Source organism: Streptomyces sp. RGM 3693, from assembly GCF_050471125.1.
Lineage (GTDB): Bacteria > Actinomycetota > Actinomycetes > Streptomycetales > Streptomycetaceae > Streptomyces.
Map to the genome: position 1 here is coordinate 699,614 of NZ_JBMPPQ010000003.1, position 22,541 is coordinate 722,154.

General features: G+C 72.2%; 23 protein-coding genes. 14 read left to right on the forward strand and 9 right to left on the reverse strand.

Annotated elements, in window-relative coordinates; genetic code table 11:
- Window positions 1-18 precede the first annotated feature (18 nt).
- From ACO0M4_RS31785 to ACO0M4_RS31840, 12 genes are all read left to right on the forward strand, one after another.
- The gene (locus tag ACO0M4_RS31785) at window positions 19-582 is read left to right on the forward strand and encodes a sugar O-acetyltransferase (protein ID WP_430374532.1); all 564 of its coding nucleotides are present in this window, start codon (window positions 19-21) and stop codon (window positions 580-582) included.
- A gap of 92 nt (window positions 583-674) precedes the next feature.
- Window positions 675-1,358, forward strand: coding sequence for an HAD family hydrolase (locus tag ACO0M4_RS31790; protein WP_430374533.1), 684 nt, complete (start codon window positions 675-677; stop codon window positions 1,356-1,358).
- Window positions 1,359-1,404: 46 nt separating this feature from the next.
- A complete protein-coding gene (locus ACO0M4_RS31795; RefSeq protein ID WP_430374534.1) occupies window positions 1,405-2,652 on the forward strand; it encodes an ATP-grasp domain-containing protein in 1,248 nt (415 codons plus the stop codon).
- Between the two features lie 43 nt (window positions 2,653-2,695).
- Window positions 2,696-3,778, forward strand: a complete 1,083-nt coding sequence (locus ACO0M4_RS31800; protein WP_430374535.1) for a phosphotransferase — start codon at window positions 2,696-2,698, stop codon at window positions 3,776-3,778.
- Window positions 3,779-3,972: 194 nt separating this feature from the next.
- Window positions 3,973-5,289: an aspartate aminotransferase family protein gene (locus tag ACO0M4_RS31805; protein ID WP_430374536.1), complete on the forward strand. Its 1,317-nt coding sequence runs from the start codon at window positions 3,973-3,975 to the stop codon at window positions 5,287-5,289.
- Window positions 5,286-7,070, forward strand: a complete 1,785-nt coding sequence (locus ACO0M4_RS31810; RefSeq protein ID WP_430374537.1) for a 1-deoxy-D-xylulose-5-phosphate synthase N-terminal domain-containing protein — start codon at window positions 5,286-5,288, stop codon at window positions 7,068-7,070. The genes ACO0M4_RS31805 and ACO0M4_RS31810 overlap by 4 nt, the downstream gene beginning before the upstream one ends.
- Window positions 7,051-8,436: a glycosyltransferase gene (locus ACO0M4_RS31815; protein ID WP_430374538.1), complete on the forward strand. Its 1,386-nt coding sequence runs from the start codon at window positions 7,051-7,053 to the stop codon at window positions 8,434-8,436. Before ACO0M4_RS31810 ends, ACO0M4_RS31815 begins: the two co-directional genes overlap by 20 nt.
- Complete coding sequence (locus tag ACO0M4_RS31820; protein ID WP_430374539.1) at window positions 8,433-9,290, forward strand: SDR family NAD(P)-dependent oxidoreductase; 858 nt, start codon at window positions 8,433-8,435, stop codon at window positions 9,288-9,290. Before ACO0M4_RS31815 ends, ACO0M4_RS31820 begins: the two co-directional genes overlap by 4 nt.
- Window positions 9,287-9,904 (forward strand): DUF1349 domain-containing protein, encoded by a 618-nt coding sequence (locus ACO0M4_RS31825; protein ID WP_430374540.1) that lies wholly within the window; start codon window positions 9,287-9,289, stop codon window positions 9,902-9,904. The genes ACO0M4_RS31820 and ACO0M4_RS31825 overlap by 4 nt, the downstream gene beginning before the upstream one ends.
- A 52-nt stretch (window positions 9,905-9,956) precedes the next feature.
- Complete coding sequence (locus ACO0M4_RS31830; RefSeq protein WP_430374541.1) at window positions 9,957-10,952, forward strand: methyltransferase; 996 nt, start codon at window positions 9,957-9,959, stop codon at window positions 10,950-10,952.
- Window positions 10,949-11,818, forward strand: coding sequence for an endonuclease/exonuclease/phosphatase family protein (locus ACO0M4_RS31835; protein WP_430374542.1), 870 nt, complete (start codon window positions 10,949-10,951; stop codon window positions 11,816-11,818). The genes ACO0M4_RS31830 and ACO0M4_RS31835 overlap by 4 nt, the downstream gene beginning before the upstream one ends.
- Entirely contained in the window at window positions 11,815-13,482 is a 1,668-nt protein-coding gene (locus ACO0M4_RS31840) for a glycoside hydrolase family 13 protein (RefSeq protein ID WP_430374543.1), read from the forward strand. The genes ACO0M4_RS31835 and ACO0M4_RS31840 overlap by 4 nt, the downstream gene beginning before the upstream one ends.
- Window positions 13,483-13,526: 44 nt before the next feature.
- On the opposite strand, the gene ACO0M4_RS31845 is transcribed toward ACO0M4_RS31840, so the two are convergent.
- Window positions 13,527-14,087 (reverse strand): GNAT family N-acetyltransferase, encoded by a 561-nt coding sequence (locus ACO0M4_RS31845; RefSeq protein WP_390018932.1) that lies wholly within the window; start codon window positions 14,085-14,087, stop codon window positions 13,527-13,529.
- A 41-nt stretch (window positions 14,088-14,128) separates the two neighbouring features.
- On the opposite strand from ACO0M4_RS31845, the gene ACO0M4_RS31850 reads away from it, so the two are divergent.
- Entirely contained in the window at window positions 14,129-14,722 is a 594-nt protein-coding gene (locus ACO0M4_RS31850; RefSeq protein ID WP_430374544.1) for a TetR/AcrR family transcriptional regulator, read from the forward strand.
- 173 nt (window positions 14,723-14,895) lie between these two features.
- Window positions 14,896-15,447, forward strand: a complete 552-nt coding sequence (locus ACO0M4_RS31855) for a GNAT family N-acetyltransferase (protein WP_430374545.1) — start codon at window positions 14,896-14,898, stop codon at window positions 15,445-15,447.
- A 78-nt stretch (window positions 15,448-15,525) separates the two neighbouring features.
- Here the strand turns inward: ACO0M4_RS31855 and ACO0M4_RS31860 are convergent, their stop codons facing one another.
- The 8 genes from ACO0M4_RS31860 to ACO0M4_RS31895 are packed head-to-tail and all read right to left on the reverse strand — an operon-like array spanning window position 15,526 to window position 21,895.
- Window positions 15,526-16,338, reverse strand: coding sequence for a TIGR03619 family F420-dependent LLM class oxidoreductase (locus ACO0M4_RS31860; protein ID WP_430374546.1), 813 nt, complete (start codon window positions 16,336-16,338; stop codon window positions 15,526-15,528).
- A complete protein-coding gene (locus ACO0M4_RS31865) occupies window positions 16,335-17,693 on the reverse strand; it encodes a class I adenylate-forming enzyme family protein (protein ID WP_430374547.1) in 1,359 nt (452 codons plus the stop codon). Before ACO0M4_RS31865 ends, ACO0M4_RS31860 begins: the two co-directional genes overlap by 4 nt.
- Window positions 17,690-18,208 carry a polyketide synthase gene (locus ACO0M4_RS31870; RefSeq protein ID WP_430374548.1) on the reverse strand — a complete coding sequence of 173 codons (519 nt, stop codon included), beginning with the start codon at window positions 18,206-18,208 and terminating at the stop codon, window positions 17,690-17,692. The genes ACO0M4_RS31865 and ACO0M4_RS31870 overlap by 4 nt, the downstream gene beginning before the upstream one ends.
- Complete coding sequence (locus ACO0M4_RS31875) at window positions 18,205-19,314, reverse strand: beta-ketoacyl-[acyl-carrier-protein] synthase family protein (RefSeq protein WP_430374549.1); 1,110 nt, start codon at window positions 19,312-19,314, stop codon at window positions 18,205-18,207. The genes ACO0M4_RS31870 and ACO0M4_RS31875 overlap by 4 nt, the downstream gene beginning before the upstream one ends.
- Complete coding sequence (locus ACO0M4_RS31880; protein WP_430374550.1) at window positions 19,308-19,691, reverse strand: 3-hydroxyacyl-ACP dehydratase FabZ family protein; 384 nt, start codon at window positions 19,689-19,691, stop codon at window positions 19,308-19,310. Before ACO0M4_RS31880 ends, ACO0M4_RS31875 begins: the two co-directional genes overlap by 7 nt.
- 7 nt (window positions 19,692-19,698) lie before the next feature.
- Window positions 19,699-20,247, reverse strand: coding sequence for an acyl-CoA thioesterase (locus tag ACO0M4_RS31885; RefSeq protein WP_430374551.1), 549 nt, complete (start codon window positions 20,245-20,247; stop codon window positions 19,699-19,701).
- Window positions 20,244-21,629 carry an aminotransferase class III-fold pyridoxal phosphate-dependent enzyme gene (locus tag ACO0M4_RS31890; protein WP_430374552.1) on the reverse strand — a complete coding sequence of 462 codons (1,386 nt, stop codon included), beginning with the start codon at window positions 21,627-21,629 and terminating at the stop codon, window positions 20,244-20,246. Before ACO0M4_RS31890 ends, ACO0M4_RS31885 begins: the two co-directional genes overlap by 4 nt.
- Window positions 21,626-21,895 carry an acyl carrier protein gene (locus ACO0M4_RS31895; protein WP_430374553.1) on the reverse strand — a complete coding sequence of 90 codons (270 nt, stop codon included), beginning with the start codon at window positions 21,893-21,895 and terminating at the stop codon, window positions 21,626-21,628. Before ACO0M4_RS31895 ends, ACO0M4_RS31890 begins: the two co-directional genes overlap by 4 nt.
- Window positions 21,896-22,541: the final 646 nt, after the last annotated feature.

Consider the following 22,541-nt stretch of genomic DNA (forward strand, 5'->3'; position numbering starts at 1 on the left):
TGAGGGGGAGTGTGGACGGTGGAACTCGACGAGCTCAAAAGCCGAATGGCGAGTGGCGAGCCCTATCTGGCCAACGACCCCTTGTTACGGCCGTACCGCAAGCGGTGCGAAAGACTGCTGGACGACTTCAACGCCACGGCGCTCGGGGACCAACGGGGAAGGGATGTGCTCCTTCCGGAGCTGTTGGGATCCGTTGCGCAGGGCGTCCGGGTGGTGCCCAGATTCCTCTGTGAATTCGGGTTCTTCATCGAGATCGGCGAACGGTCGCGGATCAACTTCGATGCCGTTCTTCTCGACTGCGCGCCGATCACCATTGGCGCCGACGTCCGGATGGGTCCCCGCTGTCAGCTCTACACCGCCAATCATCCGCACTCCGCCGAGCTGCGGCACGGTATGTGGGAGAGCGCGCAACCCATCCGGGTCAAGGACGGTGCCTGGCTCGGCGGCGGGGTGATCGTCCTGCCGGGCGTCACGATCGGCGCCAACACGGTGGTCGGGGCCGGCAGCGTCGTGACGCGGGACCTGCCGGACGAGGTGGTCGCCGTGGGTAACCCGGCGCGCGTGGTGCGGGCGCTCGGCTGAGGCGTTGCGCACCCGTCCCGTATCGGCCGCGGGGCCGACGTGGCACCGCGCCGCAAGGGCTTTCCGGCTGTGCCGGTGAGGGATGGGGACACATGGATTGCTCAATCGACTTCGACGCCGTGGTGTTCGACCTCGACGGGACGCTCATCGATTCGGTGCGGCCGGAATTCCTGGCCTGTTCGGCGCTCTTCGAGGAATTCGGTGCCGAGTTCAGCCCCGACTTCTGGGCGCGTGAGGTGTGTGGTCACGTAGGCGGATACCCGGCTCTTTTCGAGGTCCTTCGGCAGCGGGCGGCGGTCCCGTTGACCGATGCGGAGTTGCGGGCCCGGCTCGCCGTCCAGTGGGACCGTTTCTTCACTCCGGAGTACGTCACGTTGCTGCCGGGAGCGGACGTCCTGCTCGATGAACTCCGGTCTTCCGGGCGACCGTTGGCCGTCGCGTCGTCGTCCGACCGGGAATGGGTCACCCGCTGGCTTCGGCACTTCGCGGTCGAGCGGCATTTCTCGGTGGTCGTGTCGGGCGATGACGTGGCCAGGAAGAAGCCCGATCCGATGGCGTACATGGTGGCGGCCGCGGAATTGGGTGTGCCCGCGGCGCGATGCCTGGCCGTGGAGGATTCGTTGACGGGGATGGCCGCCGCCACCGGCTGCACCGTCGTTGCGGTCCCGATCCGGCTCACGCGCCATCTCGACCATGCGTCGGCCGACTATGTCGCGTCGGACCTGCACGAAGTGCGGAGGCTGTTGCCGGCCAGCGACCCGGTGCCACCGCGGTGAAGGCGCTGTCCGTTCAGAGTGCGTGCGATCAGTAAAGGCGAGAAGAATGCGAAAAGGTTACGTCGCGATCGTCGACGCGAGCCCCGCCGGCCTCTCCGGCGGCCTGGTCTCCGAGTTCGAGAAGGCCGGATACGCGTCCGTCCACGTGCAGAGCGCTCCCGTGCGCCCGAAGATGTACGAGAAGGTCGTGCCCACCGGCTATGTCGGCGAGGTCATTCATGACGGCGACCTCGACCGCACCATCGAGCGGCTTTCCGCTTACCAGCCGGTCGCGGTCCTTCCGGACAGCGAGTTCGGTGTCCCCTTCGCGGATCTGCTGAGCGAGAAGATGGGGCTGCTGACGAACGGGACGGACAAGAGTCCGGCCCGGCGCGACAAGTACGTGATGATCGAGACGATCAAAGCGGCCGGACTGCGCGGCGCACAGCAGTTGCTGGTCAAGGACGCCGGGGAACTGGCCGACTGGCACCGGGAATTGGGCTGCCGGATCGTGGTGAAGCCGCTGAGCAGCGCGGGCAGTCAGGGCGTGCACTACTGCGACACCCCCGAGCAGGCGGTGCGTGCGTACGAAGCGTTGGCCGGCACGGAGAACATCTTCTCGATGCCCAATGACGCGGTGCTGGCGCAGGAATACCTCGTCGGCACCGAATACGCGATCAACACCGTCAGCCGGGACGGGAAGCACCATGTGTGCGACATCTGGACCGCGACCCAGATCACCGCGAACGGGGTCCTCGACCTCTGTGACGGTCTGGTCCTGTTGCCGCACGAGGGCGAGAAGATCGACCGGGTCGTCGCCTATTGCGAGCAGGTCCTGGACGCGATGGACATCCGCCACGGCCCGGCCCACATCGACGTCAAGCTGACCCCGACCGGTCCGTGTCTGATCGAGATCGGCGCGCGGATGGGAGGCGGGTACACCGACCATTACGCGCGGATGGGCATCGGGGAATCGCAGTTGAACTGGACGGTGGACGCCTATACCGATCCGGAGCGGTTCTTCGCGCGCTGCCCGGAACGTTACGAGGTCCAGCAGTTCATCGCCGGCGCGCCGATGATCTCTCCGGTCGAGGGGACCTTGCGGGGATATCAGGGCCTCGACGCGCTCAAGAAACTGGAGAGTTACCACGGTGTGCGGGAATTCCGTCGACCCGGCGACCGGATCGTACCGACCGTCGACGACCTGACGTACCCCCTGCTCGTCGAATTGCGCCACGACGTGCTCGATGTCGTACTGCGCGACCTCGCCACCGTTCGCTACCTCGACGGCAAAGAGTTCTACGACGTCGACTGACCGTGCTCCCCCGGGAGGGCCGAGGAGCGAGAGAGGAGAGTCGATGACCGTCACCGCCCCCGCAGGAACCGAGGGTTGGATACGTCACGTCCTCACCGTCCACTGGGGCGCCCGGTGGGGTGCCGGCGCACTGGCTCCGCTGACCGTCGGCGGTGCCGAACCCCTCACGCACACGGCGGGGCTCTGGCACGTCACGGGCCCCGGGGCCGACCACGTCCTGAAGGTGCAGCTCACTGCCGAGGCCGTGCGCGCCGAGCGGTTCGCCCCGCTCAAGGAGCGCATCCTCACCCACTGCCGCCACCAAGGGGTCCCCGTCCTCCCGGTGGTGCCGACCGCGGACGGTAGCCCCGGTGCCCGGCACGACGGCGTCGTCTGTGAGCTGAGCCCCCGCAGCGACGGCACGGTCAGCACCGGCAGCCGGGCACACGCCGCCGCGATCGTCCGCACCGGCCTGGACCTGCGGCAGGCGCTCGACGGTCTGCCGCCGGGAACCGCCGAGGAGCTCGCCACCGTCCATCTGCCGCGGCTGGTCGAGGAGGAGCACTGGCCGGCGGCCCTCGACGACGCCGAGCGGCGGCTGCTACCGAAGGCGGCGGCCGGCCACGACCGCTGGCACCGCGCCGCCGCCACCGTCCTGCGCGAACTGGCCGCCGTCGCACCGCTGTTGCGCCGTGACCCGGCCGGCGGGGCGTCCGGGTCCGCGGCGCGCCCGGCGGTCGTCCACGGTGACCTGCACCTCCAGCACTTCCTGCTGGCCCCGCAGGCCCCGGCGCGGGTCGTGGCCGTGCTGGACTTCGACAACCTGCACGTGCACGACCGGCTGCTGGACCTGGCCTGGCTCGCCGACACCGCGGTGCACGCCTGCGGCGACGACCTCGCCGGGGCCCGCCGGGTCGTGGCCGACTTCCTGGCCGCCGGGCGGCGGCGGGGGCTGCTCGGTCCCGGCGATGCGGAACGCCTGATGCCGCTGCTCCTGGCGCACTCGCTGCCGGTGATCGTCGACATCGCCAAGGACATCCTCGACCGCGGCATCCTCGCCGCGCAGTGGCTCGACTACTTCGCACTGCTGTCGCCCGCACGGCGCCGCACCGTCCATCGCCTGCTCACCGGCGCCGACGGCCCCTGACCCCGGCCGGCCCCGCCGCCACCGCCGCCCCTGCCCACTCCGGTCCCCGCCTCCCCACCGCGTTGCCCCCTCCCCTGCCCGTCCCCTGCTCCGTCCCCGTCCTTGCCCGTCCCTTGCTCCGCCCCGGCCCGCCCGCCGTCCCGAGCGCCCTCCCCCGCCCGCCGTCCGATCCACTCGCCAGCGAGGAGCTGCCCATGACCACCGCCGACCCGACGCCGCCGTCCGCCTGGCCGACGGACCTCTCCGCGTTCTGCTTCGAGGTACCGCACTCGGACCAGTCCCTCCTCTTCGAGTCCGGCAAGGGCGTCCGCCTGTCCGACGCGGCGGGCCGCAGCTACCTTGACGCCCTCTCCGGCGTCTTCGTCACCTGCTTCGGATACGACTGCGAGCCGATCGTCAGGGCCGTCACCGACCAGCTGCGCACCCTGCCCTTCAATCCGCCGCTACACGGCACCAACCGCGCCGCCCTGGAGCTGGCCCGGGCGCTCGTCGACCTCGCGCCGCCCGGCATCACCGCCGCGAAGCTCGTCAACGGGGGTTCCGAGAGCGTGGAGGCGGCGGTCCGGCTGGCCCGGCTGTACCACCGCAGTCACGGCAACCCCGGCAAGGTGAAGATCCTCAGCTACTACCACGGCTACCACGGCGCCACCTTCGGTTCCCTCTCCCTCACCGGGCGGCCCGACGTCACCCGGTTCGGGCCCGGCCTCCCCGGCGTCGTGCACGTGTGGCCGCCGGACTGCCTGGAGGAGTTCTGGGACGTGCCGCGGGAGCGGTCCGGCGAGCTGGCCGCCGCCATGATCGAGCGGACCATCGAGGCCGAGGGACCCGACTCGGTCGCGGCGCTCGTCATGGAACCCGTCATCCACCTGCGCGGTATGGCGATCCCCTCGGCCGACTACCTCACCCGCGTCCGCGAGGTGTGCGACCGCCACGGCGTCCTGCTGGTGTTCGACGAGATCGTCACCGGCTTCGGTCGCACCGGAGCGCCCTTCGCCGCCCAGACCTTCGGCGTCACCCCGGACATCCTGTGCGTCGGCAAGGGCATCTCGGGCGGCTACGCGCCGCTGGCCGCCGTCCTCATGGCCGAACACCTCGCGGCGGTCCTCGGCGAGTCCGGCGGGCCGACGTCGTTCGCGCCCTCGCACACCTACGCCGCCAACCCGCTGGCCTCCGCCGCCGGGCTGGCCGCCGTCACCCACTTCCGCGAGGGCGGCTACCCCGACCGGATCCGCAAACTGTCCGGGTACCTTGAGCCCCGGCTGCGCGGCGTCGTCGGCGAGCGCGGCACGGTACGCGCCGTCGGCCTGCTGTACGGCGTCAAGCTCGCCGGCGGGGTGGCGGACCTCGGCGAGCGGGTGGCCGCGGCCTGTCTGCGACGCGGCCTGATCCTGCGCGGTCAGGACGACTGGGTGGTGCTGGCGCCCGCCTTCGTCACCACGCCCGCCGAGGTCGACGAGATCCTGCACACCCTCGGCGAGGCCCTCGACGAGGTCTGCGGGTACCACCGGTGAACGCGCTGCGGGACCGCTTCGCCGGGCCGGCCCGCGCGGCGCTGCCCCGGCTCACCCCGGACGAAACGGCCGTGGTCGAGCGGGAGTTGGCGGAGTTGGAGCGCGGCGACCAGGGCGGCGGCTCCCTCCTGGAGGGCCTGCGCAAGCTCGCCGCGCAGGTCCCGGAGCGGCTGTACACCGACAGCGCCGACGTCCTGCTGCGCATGCACGAGATCGCCGGCTCGGGCAACCACCAGAGCAACCTGTCGTCGCTGCCACTGGTACGCGCCTGCTTCGCACTGAGCCTCGTCGACGACGGCGGGGCGGACGGCGGGGGCGGACCGGCCGAACTCATCGTGGGCCGCGGCCATATAGCCCCCGCCTTCTACGCCGAGCACTACGTGCGCGGCACCCTGCCGTTCACCCCGCTGGCCACCCTCCACCAAGGCGGGCTCACCGGGGTCGTCCACCGCGCTCTCGGCTTCCGCAACACCATGCGCTACAGCCTCGGCGTCGGCGTGGCCCAGGCAGTCAGCCTGGCCTGGGACCTGGCCCGGCGCGGCGAGGACCGCAGGGTGGTGTGCCTCGCCGGGGACGGTGAACTGCACGAGGGCGTCGCCTTCGAGGCGCTGCGGTTCGCCCACGACATGGGCCTGACCAATCTCGTGCTCGTCGTCGACGCCAACGCCAAGGGCATCGAGCCGCTGGCCAAGCCGGTGAACACCGGTTACCTCGGCGCCTACCTGGGCCGGGTCGTGGAGGCCGATGGCCGTGACGAGCACGCCGTGGCGGAGGCGCTCGGCGCGCTGCTGGCCGCCCCCGGGTCCGCGGCGCTGGTGTGCCGCACCCACAAGGGCGATCACAGCTTCAAGCCGGCCGGCGCCGCGACCGCCACCCCCGCCCGTCCGACGTTCGCGGCGACGGCCGGGCACATGCTCGCCGCCCATCAGGAACGCACCGGGCGCGATCTGGCCGTGTTCACCCCCGACATGGCCGCCCGGTTCGGGCTGCGCGGCCGCGTTCCGTACACCAACACCGGGTTGGCCGAGACGCTGACCGTCGGCATGACCCTGTCGCTGCCGGCGGACACCCTCAAGGTGGTGGCCACCGACGCGATGTACTACATGGACTCGCTGAGCATGCTCACCGAGGCGACCACCAGCGTGCGGAACCTGCTCGTCCTCGCCGGACGCAGCTGGGGTGCCTGGGGCGGTGCGCACAACGCCACCAACCTGCTCGGCCTGCTGCTCCACACCCGGGTCCACGAGCCGGTCACCGCCGGCGAGTTCGCCGCATGCCTGGACCGGCTCGACCGGGACCCGACCACCGCGCACGTCGTCAGCATGGTCGACGCGCGGTTCGACCCGCCGTCCCGCGACTGCTCGGCCGACATCGACGGCGCGGTGTGGCTCACCCCGCCCGGCGGTGCCGGGACCGAGGCGGCGGTGGTGACCTTCGGGTACGCGAGCGTCCTGGTCGACCAGGCCAACCGGGACCTCGGCGTCCCGCACCTGCACTGCGCGGCGCTCGCCCCGCGCCTCGCCCCCGCCGACCTGGCCGTACTGCGGGGCTGCCGGCGCCTGTTGAGCGTCGAGTACAACGGTGCGCGGGGCGGCTTCGGCGAGTGGCTGCGCGCAGAGTACCTGCTGCCGGTCGAGGTGCACGGGGTACGTCGCGACATCGCCAACCAGGTGCACGCCCGCCAACTGCCGCTGCACGGCATGACCCCGACCGCGCTGCGGGAGCGCCTGGCGGCCCTGCTGAAGAGCCGGGAGGCCGGCCGTGCGCCTGCACACGCATGACTACCGCGCGGCGGACTCCGACGGCATCGTCGACGGCGCGATCCTGATGCACCGCGAGATGTCCGAGCTGCTCACCCGCCGAGGCGCCGTCACCTGGCACGACCTGACCCGCGGACCCGACTGCGTCACCGGCGTGGGCGCCGGGGAGACGGTGTACGCGGGCTCGGGGCCGTACGCCTTCCTGTACCACCACTGGCGGGAGCGGACCGGCGGCGACTTCCGGATCGTCCGGGAGGTGCACACCGCGCTCTGGTCCGGCTACTGGGCCCAGGAGGAGCTGTGCGCGCCCTTGGTGCGCCCGGGGGACCTGGCGCTCTTCCCCACCGCGTACACCCGCGAGCTCTTCCTGCGGAACTTCCCCGCCGTCACCGAGGGGGGATCGGCCGTCGCCTACCCGATGCTCGACCGGATGCCGCGGCGCGCGCCCCGCCCCGTGCCGCCACCCGGGCGGCGCCTGCGTCTCGGCTACCTCGGCGCGCTGTCCCTGGCGAAGAACTTCGACCAGGTCCTGTCGGTCTTCGCCCGCTGCCACCGGGAGACCGGCGGGCGGGTGGACCTGGTGTGCGCGGGCAAGCCCAACGCCCCCCGCTGGGAGGCCGAAGCGGTGCGCGCGGGGCTCCGGGCGGCCGGGGTGGCCGACGGTTCGGTCCGTATCGAGGGTGTCTGGCCGCAGGCCCGCCTCGCGGAGTTCTTCGATGCCGTCGACGTCCTGTTGTTCCCCAGCACGGCGTCGCGGGAGACCCTGGGCCGCGTCGTCGTCGAGGCCCTCGCGCACGGTGTGCCGGTGCTGGCCGCCGACGTCGGCCCGGCCGTCGAGCTGCTCCCCGCCCGGAACCTGGTGCCCACCACGCTCGACACGGCCGGCACCTTCGACATGGGGCGGGTCGGACCGCTCGGCCGGGTCGACGAGGACGCCCTGGTGGCGAAGGTCCTCACCCGTGACTTCGCCGAGGCGTCCGTGCGGTGCCCGGCGCCCTACACCGACGCGGCGTTCCTGCGCGCGCTCGCCGGCCCCCCGGCCCCCGCGGCCCCCGCGGACGCCTTCCACGACCGGACCCTGCCGGCGGCGCTCCGCGTCGCGCCGCGCACCGGTGGCGACCCGGCGGAGCGGACCGCGGCGGCCACCCGGCTGTTCCGGGCGTTCTTCGAGCGTCGCGACGACACCGTGACGGCCGCCCTGGACGCGCTGGCCGCCCGCACCGGCCGGGACGACCCGGCGCTGCGCCGCATCGTCGCCGCACCGCACCGCAAACTCGCCGACTACCGGGCCTTCCCCCGGCTGTTGGACGCCCTCGTCCTGCCCCCACTGACCTACACCCTCGCACCCGCCCCCGTGGGTGCCGCCACGACGGGAGACTCCGCATGACGTCAGACGTGACACCGGCCGGAACGACGGATCCGGCCGAGCAGTTCGCCGGCAAGGTGGCCCTCGTCGTCGGCGGCGGTCGCGGCATCGGGGCCGCCGTCGTCGAGGGCTTCGCCCGGCGCGGGGCCCATGTCGTCGTCGCCGACACCGACCGGCTGCCCTCCGCGTACAACCACTACCGCTCGACCGCCGTCACCGGCTACGCCGAAGCGCGCGAGCTGGCCGACCGGCTCGCCGTCGAGGGTCTGTCGGTGACGGCCGCCGCCGCGGACGCCACCGACGAGGACGCGGTCCGCCGCCTCTACGAGGGCATCGCCGACGGTCCGGGCCGCCTCGACACCGTCGTGAACGCCTTCGGGGTGACCCACGTCAGCCCCGTCGAGAAGATGGAGCTGAGCGAGTTCCGGCACGTCGTCTCCGGCAATCTGGACGGGGTGTTCCTCTCCTCGCGGGCGGCGCTGCCGCTGCTGCGCGCCTCCGGAGGCGGTTCGATCATCAACTTCTCTTCCGTGTCGGGCCGTTCGGGCTTCGCGAAGGTCGCGCACTACTGCGCGGCGAAGTTCGGTGTCGTCGGTTTCACCGCGGCCCTCGCCCAGGAGGTCGCGAAGGAGAACATCCGGGTCAACGCGGTCTGCCCCGGCATCGTGCGCTCCAACATGTGGCGCTACCTGCTGTCGGAGTTCGTCCGGCCCGGTGAGACCGAGGACGAGTGCTGGGAGCGGATGCGCGGCATGATCCCGCAGCGCGCGTTCCAGACGCCCGAGGACATCGCCGGCCTGGTGCGCTACCTGGCGTCGGCGCCCAGGGTCACCGGCCAGGCGATCAGCGTGGACGGTGGGATGAGCGCACCGTGACGGCGTCCTCCGGCCCGGCCGACCCGCCGGGGACGCGGGCGATCGGCTTCGACGACCCGGGCTGGCGCTTCGACGGCCCCGGCACCACCCCCGTGCGCCACGCCTCGGAACTGCGCGTCCGTGCCCCGCGCGGCGCCGACCTGTTCCGCATGCCGGGCGCGTACGAGGCGTCCGGGATCCCGCGGTTGAGCCGCCGCGTCACGGGCGACCACACCCTGTGGACCCGGGTCACCGTCGACGGGCGGGAGTTCGGGGACGCCGGCGGCATCGTCGTCCACGACGGGGACGGCTGGTTCAAGGCGTGCGTGGAGCGCACCCGCGCCGGCGGGTGGGCGGTCGTCACCGTCGTCTCCCGCCCGGTGTCCGACGAGGCGGCGGGCCCCGCCCTCGCCGGCCCGGGCGCCGAGCTCCTCCTCACCCGGGAGGGCCGGCGGCACGCCGTGTTCCACCGCGAACACGAGGGCGGGGACTGGCGGTTCGTCCGGACGTTCTTCGGCACCGCCGGCGCGGACGTCCGGGTCGGGTTGTTCGCGCAGGCGCCGTTCTCCGACGCCTGTACGGCCTCCTTCGCCCCGCTCCGGCACGCCCCCGTCGCACTCGCCGACCGGCGGTGACCGGCCCGTACCGCCCCTTCCACCACCCCTCCGTACCAAGGGAGTTCCACTCGTGATCTCGCCGCAGCCCGTCACCGACCTGTTGTGGGCGCACTGGAAGACCAAGATCATGCTGAGCGCCGTCGAGCTGGGCGTGTGCACCGAACTCGCCGAGCGACCGCTGCCCGCGGCGGAACTGTGCAACCGCACGGGTCTGCACCGGCGACCCGCCGCGGACTTCCTCGACGCCCTCGTGGCGCTCGGCCTGCTGGAGCGCTCCGGCGACGGGTACGCCAACACGCCCGAGGCACAGGAGTACCTCGACGCCGGCAAGCCCGCCACCTACCTCGGCGACAGCTTCCTGTCCCGGGGCACCGGCCTCGCCGACGACCTGGTGGCCGTGCTGCGCACCGGGCAGGCGGCCCAGGCCCGCCGCGACGGGCGGGACTTCTACTCCGGCACCTACGCCACGCCGGACTCGGTCCGCGCGTTCCAGCGGGACATGACCGCCCTGAGCATCGGATCGGCCCGGGCCCTCGCCGAGCGGTTCCCCTGGGACCGCTACCGCACCCTCGTCGACGTCGGCTGCGCGGAGGGCGCCCTGCCCGGCTGGCTGCTGCGGAGCCACCCGCACCTGACCGCCGTCGGCTTCGACCTGCCGGTCGCCCGCGCGGGCTTCGAGGAGTACACGGCGCGGCTGGGCGTCGCCGACCGCGTCGAGTTCCGGCCCGGTGACTTCTTCCACGACCCGCTGCCCCCGGCCGACGTCGTCGTCTTCGGCCATGTCCTGCACAACTGGGGCGAGGAGGAGAAGCTCCGGCTGCTGGCGAAGGCGTACGAGGCGCTGGCGCCCGGCGGGGCCGTCGTGGTCTACGAGACCCTGATCGACGACGAGCGCCGCAGTAACGCCGTCGGCCTGATCCTCAGCCTGATCATGCACGCCGAGGTGCCCGGCGGATTCGACTACACCGGTGCGCAGTGCCGCGCGTGGCTGCGCCGGACGGGCTTCAAGGACACCTACGTCGAGCACCTGGACGGGCCCGAATCCATGGTGGTCGGCATCAAGTGAGCACCCCACCGACCGCCCCGGACGACGCCCCGGACGACACCGACCTGGTGATGTTCTGGAACCTGTACGAGACCGGCATCGAGCGCCTCCAGGGCCGCCACGACCGGTGGCACGCCCAGTGCGAGCTGATCGCCGCCCACCGGCCGCGGGTGCTGCTGACGACCGAGGGCTGGGGTTGGCACCGCGACGGTGGGGCGCTCTTCGAGGACGCCAAGGCCGCCTTCGGGATGGCCGGCGAGTTGTTCACCGCGAAGACCGGCTGTCACCTCGCCGTGTTCTGGCAGCCCGACGTCGAGCGGGTGGCCGTGCAGCGCCTCGCCCCCGAGCTGGCCCACTGGCACGGCCACGGCCTGGTCACCCTGCGGCTGCCGGGCTGGACCACACCGCTGCGGTTCCTGGTCGCCCACCTCGACCCGTTCAGCCCCCCGGGCCGACGCATCGAGGCGGACCATCTGCGCCAGCACGCGGACCCCGCCCTGCCGCCGCTCGTGCTCGCCATGGACGCCAACTGCGTCCCGCCCGGCGACCCCGAACCCGACTGGTCCCGGGTGGCCCGCCACCGCCGGGACGACCACCTGCTCCCCGACGAGGACCGCGCCGACCGGACGCCGCTGCGGCGCCTGCTCGGCGCCCCCACCGATCCGCTGCTCGTCGACGCCGGCGCCCACCTGGGCGACCGGTCGCCTACGTACGGGCAGTTCCTCCCCGGGGAGGCGGAGCGCCGCATCGACCTGTTCCTGCTCGCCCCGTCGCTCGTCCCCGACCTGGTGGCCTACCGGGCCCTGGATCCCCGCCCGGCACCGCCCGACGCCCGGCCCACCGCCTCCGACCACCGCCCCGTCACCATCCGGCTCCGCCGCCGATGACCCACGAAAGGCAACCGGCCACCGTGCGACCGACCGAACCACCCCACCGCGCACCCGACTGGTGGCGCGACGCGGTCATCTACCAGGTGTATCCCCGCAGTTACGCGGACGGCGACGGGGACGGCGTGGGCGACCTCGCCGGGCTGCGGCAGCGCCTGGACCACCTGGTGACGCTCGGCGTCGACGCGCTGTGGATCACCCCGTGGTACCCCTCCCCCATGGCCGACGGCGGCTACGACGTGGCGGACCCGCGCGGCGTCGACCCGGTGTTCGGCACCCTCGCCGACGCCGAGGAGCTGATCGCCGAGGCGCGGCGGCGCGGCCTGCGCACCCTCGTGGACGTCGTGCCCAACCACGTCTCGGAGGCCCACCCGTGGTTCCGGGCCGCGCTCGCCGCCCCGCCGGGGAGCCCGGAGCGCGCCCGGTTCCACTTCCGTCCCGGCCGCGGCCCGGCCGGTGACCTGCCGCCCAACAACTGGCCCTCCGAGTTCGGCGGACCGGCCTGGACGCGCGTCGTCGAGCCCGACGGCACACCGGGCGAGTGGTACCTGCACCTCTTCGCCCCCGAACAGCCGGACCTCAACTGGGCCGACCCCCGGGTACGCGCCGAGTACGAGTCCGTCCTGCGCTTCTGGTTCGACCGGGGCGTGGCCGGCATCCGGGTGGACTCGGCGACCCTCCTCGCCAAGGACCCCGCGCTGCCCGACCTGCCCGGCGAGGGCCCGCACCCGTACGTCGACCGGGAGGACCTGCACGACATCTACCGCGCCTGGCGCCGGATCGCCGACGCGTACCCCGACGCCCGCGTCCTGGTGGGCGAGATGTGGCTCCGCGACCCCGCCCGGCTCGCCCGCTACCTGCGCCCGGACGAGCTGCACACCGCCTTCACCTTCGACTTCCTGCGCAGCCCCTGGGACGCGGACCGGATCCGCGCCTGCATCGACGCGACCCTGGCCGGCCACGCGACGGTCGACGCGCCGCCGACCTGGGTGCTGTGCAACCACGACGTGACCCGCACCGTCACCCGCTACGGCCGCGCCGACACCTCCTTCGACTTCGCCCGCAAGGCCCACGGCGTGCCCACCGACCGGGCCCTCGGCACCCGACGGGCCCGGGCCGCCGCGCTGTTCACCCTGGCCCTGCCCGGTTCGGTGTACCTCTACCAGGGCGAGGAACTGGGCCTCCACGAGGTGGAGGACCTGCCGGCCGACCGGCTGCGCGACCCGATGCACCTGCGGTCCGGCGGGACCGACCCGGGCCGCGACGGCTGCCGCGTCCCGATGCCCTGGTCCGGCACCACCCCGCCGTTCGGCTTCGGCCCCGACGGCTCGGACCCCTGGCTCCCGCAACCGCCCGCATGGGCGGCCCTCACGGTGGCGGCACAGCAGTCGACACCCGATTCGACGCTCAACCTGTACCGCTCGGCGCTACGCCTGCGCCGCGCGGCGACCAGCGGCCCGACCGCCACCCGTTCCGGTCTCCGATGGCTGCCCGCCCCCGAAGGCGTTCTCGCCTTCCACGGACCCGGCACCCTCACCTGCTGGACAAATCTGACGCCTCGTCATATATCGCTACCCGCCCAGCACGACGTCCTCCTCGCCAGCGCACCGCTGACCGGCGGCACGCTGCCCCCGGACACCACCGCCTGGCTGCGTCCGATGTGACACCCGGGCCGGCGCGCCCACTCCAGGGCGCCGGCCCGCCCCACTCACCCGTTCCACTCCTCCGCCAGCACGGACCAGATCTCCGTATCGTGCCGGACGCCCTGGTACGGGAACTGCTGACGCAGCACCCCGTCCCGGCTCATACCGAGCCGGCGTGCCGCCGCGACGCTGCGCTTGTTGGCAGGCGTCGTCCGCCACTCCACGCGGCTCATCCCGCGCACCCGGAAGGCCCAGTCGATCAGTATCCGGCTGGCGCGGTGCACCAGACCTCGCCCCTCCCCCGCCGATTCCAACCAGCAGCCGATCTCGCAGACCCCCAGCGCGGCGTCGAACTGCGTGAACATCACCCCGCCGACCAGCACCCCTTCCAACCAGATGCCGTAGATGCGGGCACCGTCCTTGGCCTGGCCGTCCGCGTAACCCTGGAGGACGTCGATCGCGGACTCCAGGTCGGTGCTGCGCGTCGCCCACGGAATCCAGGGGTCCACCGTCGGCCGCGCGCGCTCCATGTGCGCGAGGAACTCCTGCGCCTGCCAGGGCTCCAAGGGGCGTAGCTGGGCGCCGTCATCGAGCGGCAAGGCGAACATGTGGTCCTCCGTCTGCATCCAGGGGTGCGTAACAAGCGTTCGGTACGTACTCTAATCCCATGCCTCCCGCGCCCGTCGATCACGAATCCCGCCGCGAGCACGTCTCCCAGGCGGTATGGCGAATACTGGCCGCCAAGGGGTTCGGCGGCCTGACCCTGCGCGCCGTGGCGGCCGAGATGGACGTCTCCACCGGACTGCTGATGCACTACTTCCCGACCAAACGAGCCCTGGTCGTACACGCCCTCGAACTCCTGGAGAAGAGCAGCGCGGAACGCCCGCGCCGCGCCCGCCCCCACGAGGGCCTCGCCGCGCTCCGCGCCGTCCTGTTGGACTTCCTGCCGATCGGCCAGGAGAACACCGCACGCAATCGGATCTGGGTCAGCTCCTGGGACCTGGCCCTCGCCGACCAGGGCCTGCACGCCGACCAGGCCGACCGCTACGTCCGCATCCGCGCCACGGTCCGCCCCCACCTGGAAGCCGCCCGCGCGCTGGACGAACTCCCGGCCACCACCGATCTCGACCAACTCGCCACAACGGTGGTCGCGTTCATCCACGGTCTGGTGATCCAGGCCCTCTTCGACCCGCAACGCTTCCCCGCGGAAACCCAGGCCGCCACGGTCGACGGCTTCCTCAATGCACTCCGGAAGCGCTGACCCACAGCAACGGGCTATCGACGACTGGCAGCGACAACCGGCCCGCGAACTGAGCGACTGACCGACGCACTGATGCACTGATGCACTGATGCACTGATGCACCAGGCTGACCGGCGCCGCGCCGTCACGAAAACCCCTTGCGCGCGACGGCGGCCGGCGTCAGGGTCTCGCCCATGACGACGATCTCCGTGCGGCCACTGTCAGCCGAAGACTGGGCCCTCTACCGCGCAGTTCGCCTGGCGGCTTTGGCGGATGCCCCTGAGGCGTTCGGTTCCACCCTGAAGCAAGAGCAGGCGTTCACGGACGACAGATGGCGCGAACGCCTCACCCGGCGCAACCAGTTCGTTGCGCAGGACGGTGCCGAGGTGTGCGGGCTGATCGGCATCGTCCCCGTCGGGCCGGGTCTCGCCGAGCTGGTGTCGATGTGGGTTCGCCCCGACGCACGCGGGCGCCGGGTGGGTGACCACCTGGTGTTGGAGGCGTTGCGGTGGACGAGCGATCAGGGCTTCCCCCGGGTGGAACTCTGGGTGGCGCAGGGCAACGACCCTGCGGAGCGCCTCTACGCCCGTCACGGCTTCCAGCGGACCGGGCTGGTGCAACCCGTACGAGAAGGGGAGCCCGCGTTGGAGTTCGCCATGGCACGCACCGAACCCGTCACGGCTGGGCAGGCTGATTCGACGGTGCGCCACACGCCCGCGCCACAGGCGGCAGCCGACCGTCAGTGAGGTCACCGAAGAGGCGACAGGAGTGCCGCCGACCGCTGCCCCGCCTCGGCCCGCGGAAATCAGGCACGGACCCCGTAGCTACCCGGTCAACGCCGCGTGCAGTGGGGCCAGTAGAGAGACGTCGTCGGTGGTGACGGTGAGGTGGGTGGCGCCGGCGGACCGCCAGGCGTCGGCGAGGGAGCGCCAGGTGTCCGGCCGGCCGGGGACGGGACGGAGGCGGGCCTCTGTGCCGAAGGCGGCCCAGTCACGGCCGGCTTCGGTCACCGCCGTACGCAGCTCGGCGATGAGTGCGGCACCGCGGTTGACCCGGTTGGCGAGCAGGCCGGACATGGTGAAGCCGTCGGCGAGGGTGGCGATCCGGCGCAGTGCGCCCGGTCTGCCTCCGGTGCGCAGAGTGCCGCCGCCCATCCAGAGCGGTATCCGACGCGGCCGGGGTGTGAGGGTGACGCCGGAGAACGCGACGTGTTCGCCGGCGAATTCCGCTTCCGGCCGCGTCCACAGCAGGCGCAGCGCATGGACCTGTTCCTCGAACAGTGCCGCGCGGACGCCCGGGGCGACACCGAGGGCGGCGGACTCGGCGGGGTCGGACCCGATGGCGATGCCCAGTCGCAGCCGGTCGCCGCTGAGGTGGGCCAGTTGCGCGGCCTGCTTGGCGGCGAGCACCACCGGGCGGTGCGGCAGGATCGTCATCGCGGTTGCCAGCTCGATCCGGGTGGTGACCGCCGCCAGGAACGCCACCAGCGTCAGGCTCTCGTAGCTGGGAGTGCTGGACACCAGGTGTTCCGGGACGGACAGGTGGTCGTACCCAAGGCGCTCCGCGGTCACGGCGAACTCACGGAGCCCGGCGGGCGAGAGGGTCGTGGGAACGGTCCAGCCGAGGCGGCAGGTCATTTGCGGAAGGTCTCCGGGTCGGCGGCCGAGAGGAAGACCGCGCGCGGGCGTTCGGCGGGCAGCAACTGGGAGTTGAGCAGGCGTCGTACCGCTTTCTCCCCGCCGGGCAAGGAGTCGGTGACCGACAGATGGACGTCGAGCACTTGCGTGCCGCCCTCGTTCACCACCTCGGGCACGCAGTGCACCACCCCCGGGATGGCGTGTGCGGCTTGCCGGACGGTGTTCAGAGAGACCTTCTCGCCCCGCAGCACCACGAAGTCCGACAGGCGCCCGTGGAAGGTCAGATAGCCGTCGTCGATCGAGAAGGCGTCCCCCGTGGCGATGGTCCGCGGTCCCAGCAGGACTCTCCCGCTGTGCTCCCCGACCCGTCGCAGCAGTACGGTGTCGGATTCGACCACCAATTCGCCCACGTCGCCCTGCACCGCGCGCAGCGACGCGCGTACCCCGGGCAGTGGGCGGCCGACCGAGCCGTACCGGTGCGCGGGCTCGGCGTGCGCGGCCAGGGTGGACACGCGCGGCCCGGCCTCGGTGAGCCCGTAGGTGAGATACAGCTCCGAGGACGGGCGCGCGGCCAGCAGGTCCGCCACCTCGGCGGGCGCGAGCCGGTCCCCGCCGACCCCCAGCACCCGCAGACCACGTGGCATGAGTCCGGGGTCGGCCAGCAGTTGACGGGCGATCGTCGGTGTCACCGCGGAGTGGGTGACCCCGTGCGCGGTGACCACCTCGCGGTACGCGACCGGCGAGAACGGCGGGCCGTCGAGCACCACTCGCGCCTTGGTCACGTACGCGGCGAACGCCTGCGCCACGAGGGCGTAGGAGTAGTACAGCGGCAGGTTCACCAGCAGGGTGTCGGCCGAGGTGATGCCGGTGGCCGCGGCGTGCAGGCGCGCGTTGTGCAGCAGCGAGGAGACCTGGTGCACGCAGGCACTGAACATCCCCGAGGTGCCGGAGGTGGACAGCAGGATCTCGCCCGACCGGTACGGGGTGGCGGGGTGCCCGGTCGGAACGGCGAACGCGCCGCCCACCGGCACCTGCGGCCCCGTGCCGGTCAGTCGTGTGGTCACCACCACGCCGGCCCCGACGTGCCCTGCCAGCGCGCGGACCCGCTGCCACGGCGTGCTCGGAGGCACGGCCAGCGGCACCAGGCCCAGCAGCAGCGACGCGAGCTGTACGCGCAGCAGTTCCACGCCGTTGGCCAGGCAGAGCACGACCGCATCGCCCGGCGCCAGGCCCAGCCCGGCCAGGTCCGCCAGGACGTCGTCCACCCCGGCCGGGGCGCCGGCGTCCAGGCGGGCCGGGGTGCCGTGGACCCGGGTCAGGAAGTCGGCCACCCCGGACCGGGTGAGGCCGTTCACCGGTCCTCCCCGGCCCGGGTCAGGACCAGGCAGCGGCACGTCTCCCGGTCTCCCGCGGTGGATTGCAGGCCGACCAGGATCACGTGCCGGGCGTGGCCGTCCGCAAGCCAGCTGTCGATCACCGTGAACGCCACGGGGGCGGCTTCGTCCGGGTGCGCCGCCAGCATCAGGGACGGCCCGCGCAGCCCGTGGCGCAGGGCGGGCAGCCCGGCCAGTACCCCCGGATTGGCTCCGGCGAAGCGCAGCGGCGAGACCCGGGACCGCGGTACCGAGGCGGCGATGCGGCGTATCGTCCGCTCGCTCCCGGTCGCGCTCATCACCAGGATCGCGGTGTCGTCGGCGGCGTCGAGTACGGGCTCCGCGCAGTCCGTCAGCGCCCGGTCCACGGTCTCGGCGACCAGCCAGGCCGCGGGGTCGGCGTAGAAGGACGGTTTGTTGGTCGCGTACTCGGCCGGGTCCTCGGCGATCACCGTCGCCGAACCCAGCAGCCGTGTGCCCGGCGGCACCTGTGTCATGCCCTCACCCCTTCGAACAGCAGGCACGTGTTGAACCCGCCGAACCCCAATGTCAGGCTCAATCCGGCGCCGGCGCCGACAGGTTGCGCCGATCCCGTGGCCAGCCGCAGCGGTACCGCCGGATCGCGCAGTCCGACGACCGGCGGAACCCGTCGGTGGCGCAGTGCCAGTACCGTCGCTACGGCCTCGATGGCCCCGGTGGCGCCCAGGCTGTGCCCGAACGCCCCCTTGGTGGCGAAGGTCAACGGGCCGTCGTCCCCGAACAGTTCCAGCAGGCTGCGCGCCTCGACCGCGTCGTTGAGTGGTGTTCCGGTCCCGTGTGCGTTGATCACTGCGACTTCCGCGGGTGCCAGGCTCGCGGATGCCAGGCAGCGTTGCACCGCGCGCACCACGGCGCGTCCGGACGGGTCCGGTGCGGTGAGCCCGGCGGCGTCGTTGGCCGCGCCGGTCCCGCGCAGCCGGGCGTACACCCGGGCGCCGCGCTGCCGGGCGGAGTCGGGGTGCTCGACCACCACGAACGCGGCGCCCTCGCCGAGCAGCATGCCGTCGCGTGCCCGGTCGAACGCCCGTATGCCGGTGGGGCTCATCGTGCCCAGCGCGGAATGCCCGAGCCGTTTGGCCTCGGTGACCACGTCCACCCCGCCCGCCACGCAGATGCGCCGCCGGCCCGAGCGCACCAGGGCGTGCGCGACGGCGATCGCGTCCGACCCCGCGGAGCACGCGGTCATGACACACATCGGCGTACCCGGGTACCCGATGTCCGCCGCCGCGTCGTCGGCCCAGGCGTGCAGCGTCGGCTCCGCCTCGTCCAACGCGGCGCCGAAGCTGGTGCCCAGTACCAGGCCGACCCCGGGGTCGGTGGTGGTCAGGCCGGCGTCCGCAAACGCGGAGGACAGTGCCCGCCGGGCGAGCACGCGCTGCCGCTCGCTCGCCGGAGTCCCGTACGGCACCGACTCGATGACGGCCGCGACGGTGTTGCGTAACCGGTGCGGCGAGTCGACCGGCGCCAGACCCGAGTCACCCGCGCACAGTCGCTCCCACACCGTCTCCGGGTCCCGGCCCAGCGGAGTGTCCCAGGCCAGTCCGGTGATCACCGGGGTCACCACGGCCGGGCCCTCGCCGGATCGACCTTCACCCGGCTCATCGCGCCGCGGAACCCGGCGACCGACCGGCCCTCCACGGTCACCGCGGCGGAGAAGGCGAAGGTGTGGCCGGACAGTCGGTCCGCGCGGACGTCGAGCACGACCTGGTCGCCGGGCACGACCGGGGCGAGGAAGCGGGACTTGACCGTGCCGACCAGGGTCACCTCGTCGTCGGCGAGCGGGGCGCTACTCAACTGGTAGAGCAGCACGCCGGATTGGGCAAATGCCTGCATGGTGTGGCTGCCGGGCAGGATCACCCCCGGGGTCAGGCCGCGCTCGGGCAGGTGCCCGGACAGCGCGCTCATCTCGGCCGAGACGGCGAACATGCTGCGCAGGAACACACCGGGCTCATGGTCCAGAACCCGGTCGATGAACAGTCGGGGATGGCGTCCGCGCACCAGGGCGGCGATTGCCGAGGTACCCAGTGGCTGAGCGGTGTGGACCGCTGCGGGAGGGGGTGCCGTTTCGTTCGTGTGCCGCATCCGGGACGATTCCTCTCAGTGTCTGTCGCAGCGGCGCCGGTAGGGGCACCGCGCGCCGGGTGGCGGGGTCGACGGCGGCGAAGACGAGGTCGCCGGTCACCAGCGGGGTGCGGATGCCGTCCTCCTCCTCGCGCAGCAGACTTACCGCGAGCGCGAACCAGGCCGCGCCGACGTGGTCGACCCGGGTGTCTGCGACGATCACGTCGCGGTACACGGCGCTGTGGAGATAGGTCACCCGCAGGTCGGCGGCGACCAAGTCGACGCCCGCCGCGCTGAAGGCGGTCAGACCGGCGTGGTGCACTTCGAGGTGTTCCGTGCCCGCGGTCTCCATCAGTGAGGTGTAGCGGGAGAAGTGCACGATCCCGGTCGCGTCGGTGTCGACGTGCTCGACCCGGGTGCGGAACCCCGCGCTCACCGCATCGCCCGGGCGCCTGCCGCCACCCGGTCCACGACCTCGTGGGCCTGCGTCGCGGTGGCGATCAGCGGCAGCACGATCCGCAGCGTGGGATGGACGTAGCGCCGGCCGCCAGAGCGTTTCCCCGCGCCCGCCATGAACTCCGCGTACACACCCGCTTCGATGAGCTTCCGGCGCAGTTCGCCGATCCGATCCGCCGCCGCGGCGGTCAGCTCCACTCCGAGCATGGCCCCGGTACCGCGGACCTCGGTGAACACGTCCGGGTGGCGGCCCACCAAGACGGCGTCGAGGTATTCGGCCAGGTCCCCGCCGACGTCGGCCGACCGGCGCAGCAGCCCTTCGGTCTCGATGTGTTCGATGCCGTCACGGATCACCGCGCAGTTCAGCGGCCGTAGATCGGAGGTGGTCACGGCGCCGGAGGAGCGGACGGCCAGATCCTTGCGGGCGATCACCATCGACGTGGACACCGCGCCCATGCCCAGGAATTTTCCGATGACGGTGATGTCGGTGGGCACCGGCCCGTCCGCGTCGCGCATGGCGAACCAGTCGCCGGTCTTGGCGAACGTCAGCACCTCGTCGGCCACCAGCAGCACGTCGTCGGCCGTGCAGCGCCGCGCGAGTTCGCGCAGGTAGCCGGGCGGAGGCAGCAGAATGCCCGCGTCGCCCTGGATCGGTTCGACCACTACGGCCAGCAGCCGGTCGGCAGACGCGGCGAAGTACTCCGCCAGGGCGTCGAGGTCGCCGAACGGGATGTGTTCGACCCGGACGCCGTACGAGCCGGCGGGGTCCGAAGCGGGCAGTCCGGCCCGGTAGTACCTGCGGTTGAGCAGCTGCACCAGCCCACCGGTCCAGCCGTGCCAGGCGCCCTGGAAAGCCAGGATGGTGTCGCGCCGCTCCTTGCCCGGGCGGTGGCGCAGCCGTCGGCCGTCGAACCGGGACTCCAGCACCAGCCGTAACGCCAACTCGTTCCCCTCCGAGCCGGAGTTGCGGCCGCTGACGTGGTACTGCCCCGCGGGGAAGTGAGCGGTCCACAGCCCGCCGGGGCCGAAGAGCCGGTCGAGGAGTTCCGCCCGTTCCAGCGAACCCAGTTCGTCGGTGACGTTGCCGACCCCGGTGCCACGCGTCAGCGCCGCGCGTACGACGGGGTGGTCGCCGCCCAGGGTCGCGCTGGCGTAGCCGCCGCTGGCGTCCAGCAGCCGCAGCCGTCTGCCCCGGCCCGCCGGGCTCAGGTCGACCATCTCAAGCTCCAGGCCGCGCCCGCCCACACAGGCGAACGGCAGCCGCGCCGCCCCGTAGTGGTTCAGGTGCAGGTCCGTGCCGCGCGACAGCACACCGGTCGGTTCCTCGGCGCGGTCGTCCCGGGCGACCGGGGCGGTGCTCACGGGATGGCCGGGGGGTGTTCGGCCCCCGACAGCCGCTCGACCAGTGCGAGTACGTCACCGAGGGTGGACAACTCCCCCGTGGCGACGGCCTCGTCGGGGATGTCGATGCCGAACGCCTCCTCACACTGCACGCGCAGTTCCACGAATCCGAGTGAGTCCATGCCGTAGCTCTCACGGAGGCTGTCGTCGAGCCGCATCTGATCGATCGGCACCTCCACCAGCACATCGGAGTGCAGAATGCGTTTGATGGTTTGCAGAGAGTTCACCAGGATTTTCCCCTCAGGGTGGGCTCATCCAAAAGGCCACGGCCGGCGCCCGGCACATGGCAAAGGAAATGGAGATGAGATCGCGGCGAAAGTCGGGCCGGAGGTGAGCTGGCACCGATCGGGAACATGCCGATGCCAGCCATTCACGCTCATCGAAGCTAGTTGAGGCTTTACCGCCTGTCAATGCGGTCTTCGATTTTCCTCGTTACTCACCTTCGGGCATCGACCTCCATAGGTTTTTGCACATGAGTTCGGCAGCGTTTCGGCCACTCGCGTTCGGCTATGGATATACCTGCGGAACAGAATCCCTTGGACCGCCGCCCACGCCCGCGAATCCAGCAGGAAGAGCGCTTCCCAGAGGCAGCCGAGCCGCGTTTCAGAGCGATCGTTATGCACCTTTTTCGCAATTTGTCACATATTTTCACCTGGCGCAGACTGCGCTTGTAGTGATGAATCGCCCCGGACTAGACTCAAGTCGTCTATTTGCCTACCTGGTGGACGCCGAGTGCGGGCCGAGTAGGCAACCGGGCACCCCGGCGACACCGCCGGGTTTCGCGCCCGGAATCCCCTGCGATTCACCGCAAGCGCATTATGTGATTGCGCAGCCCAGTCCCTTCCTTTCCGGTGGCCGAAGTCCGCCCGATGG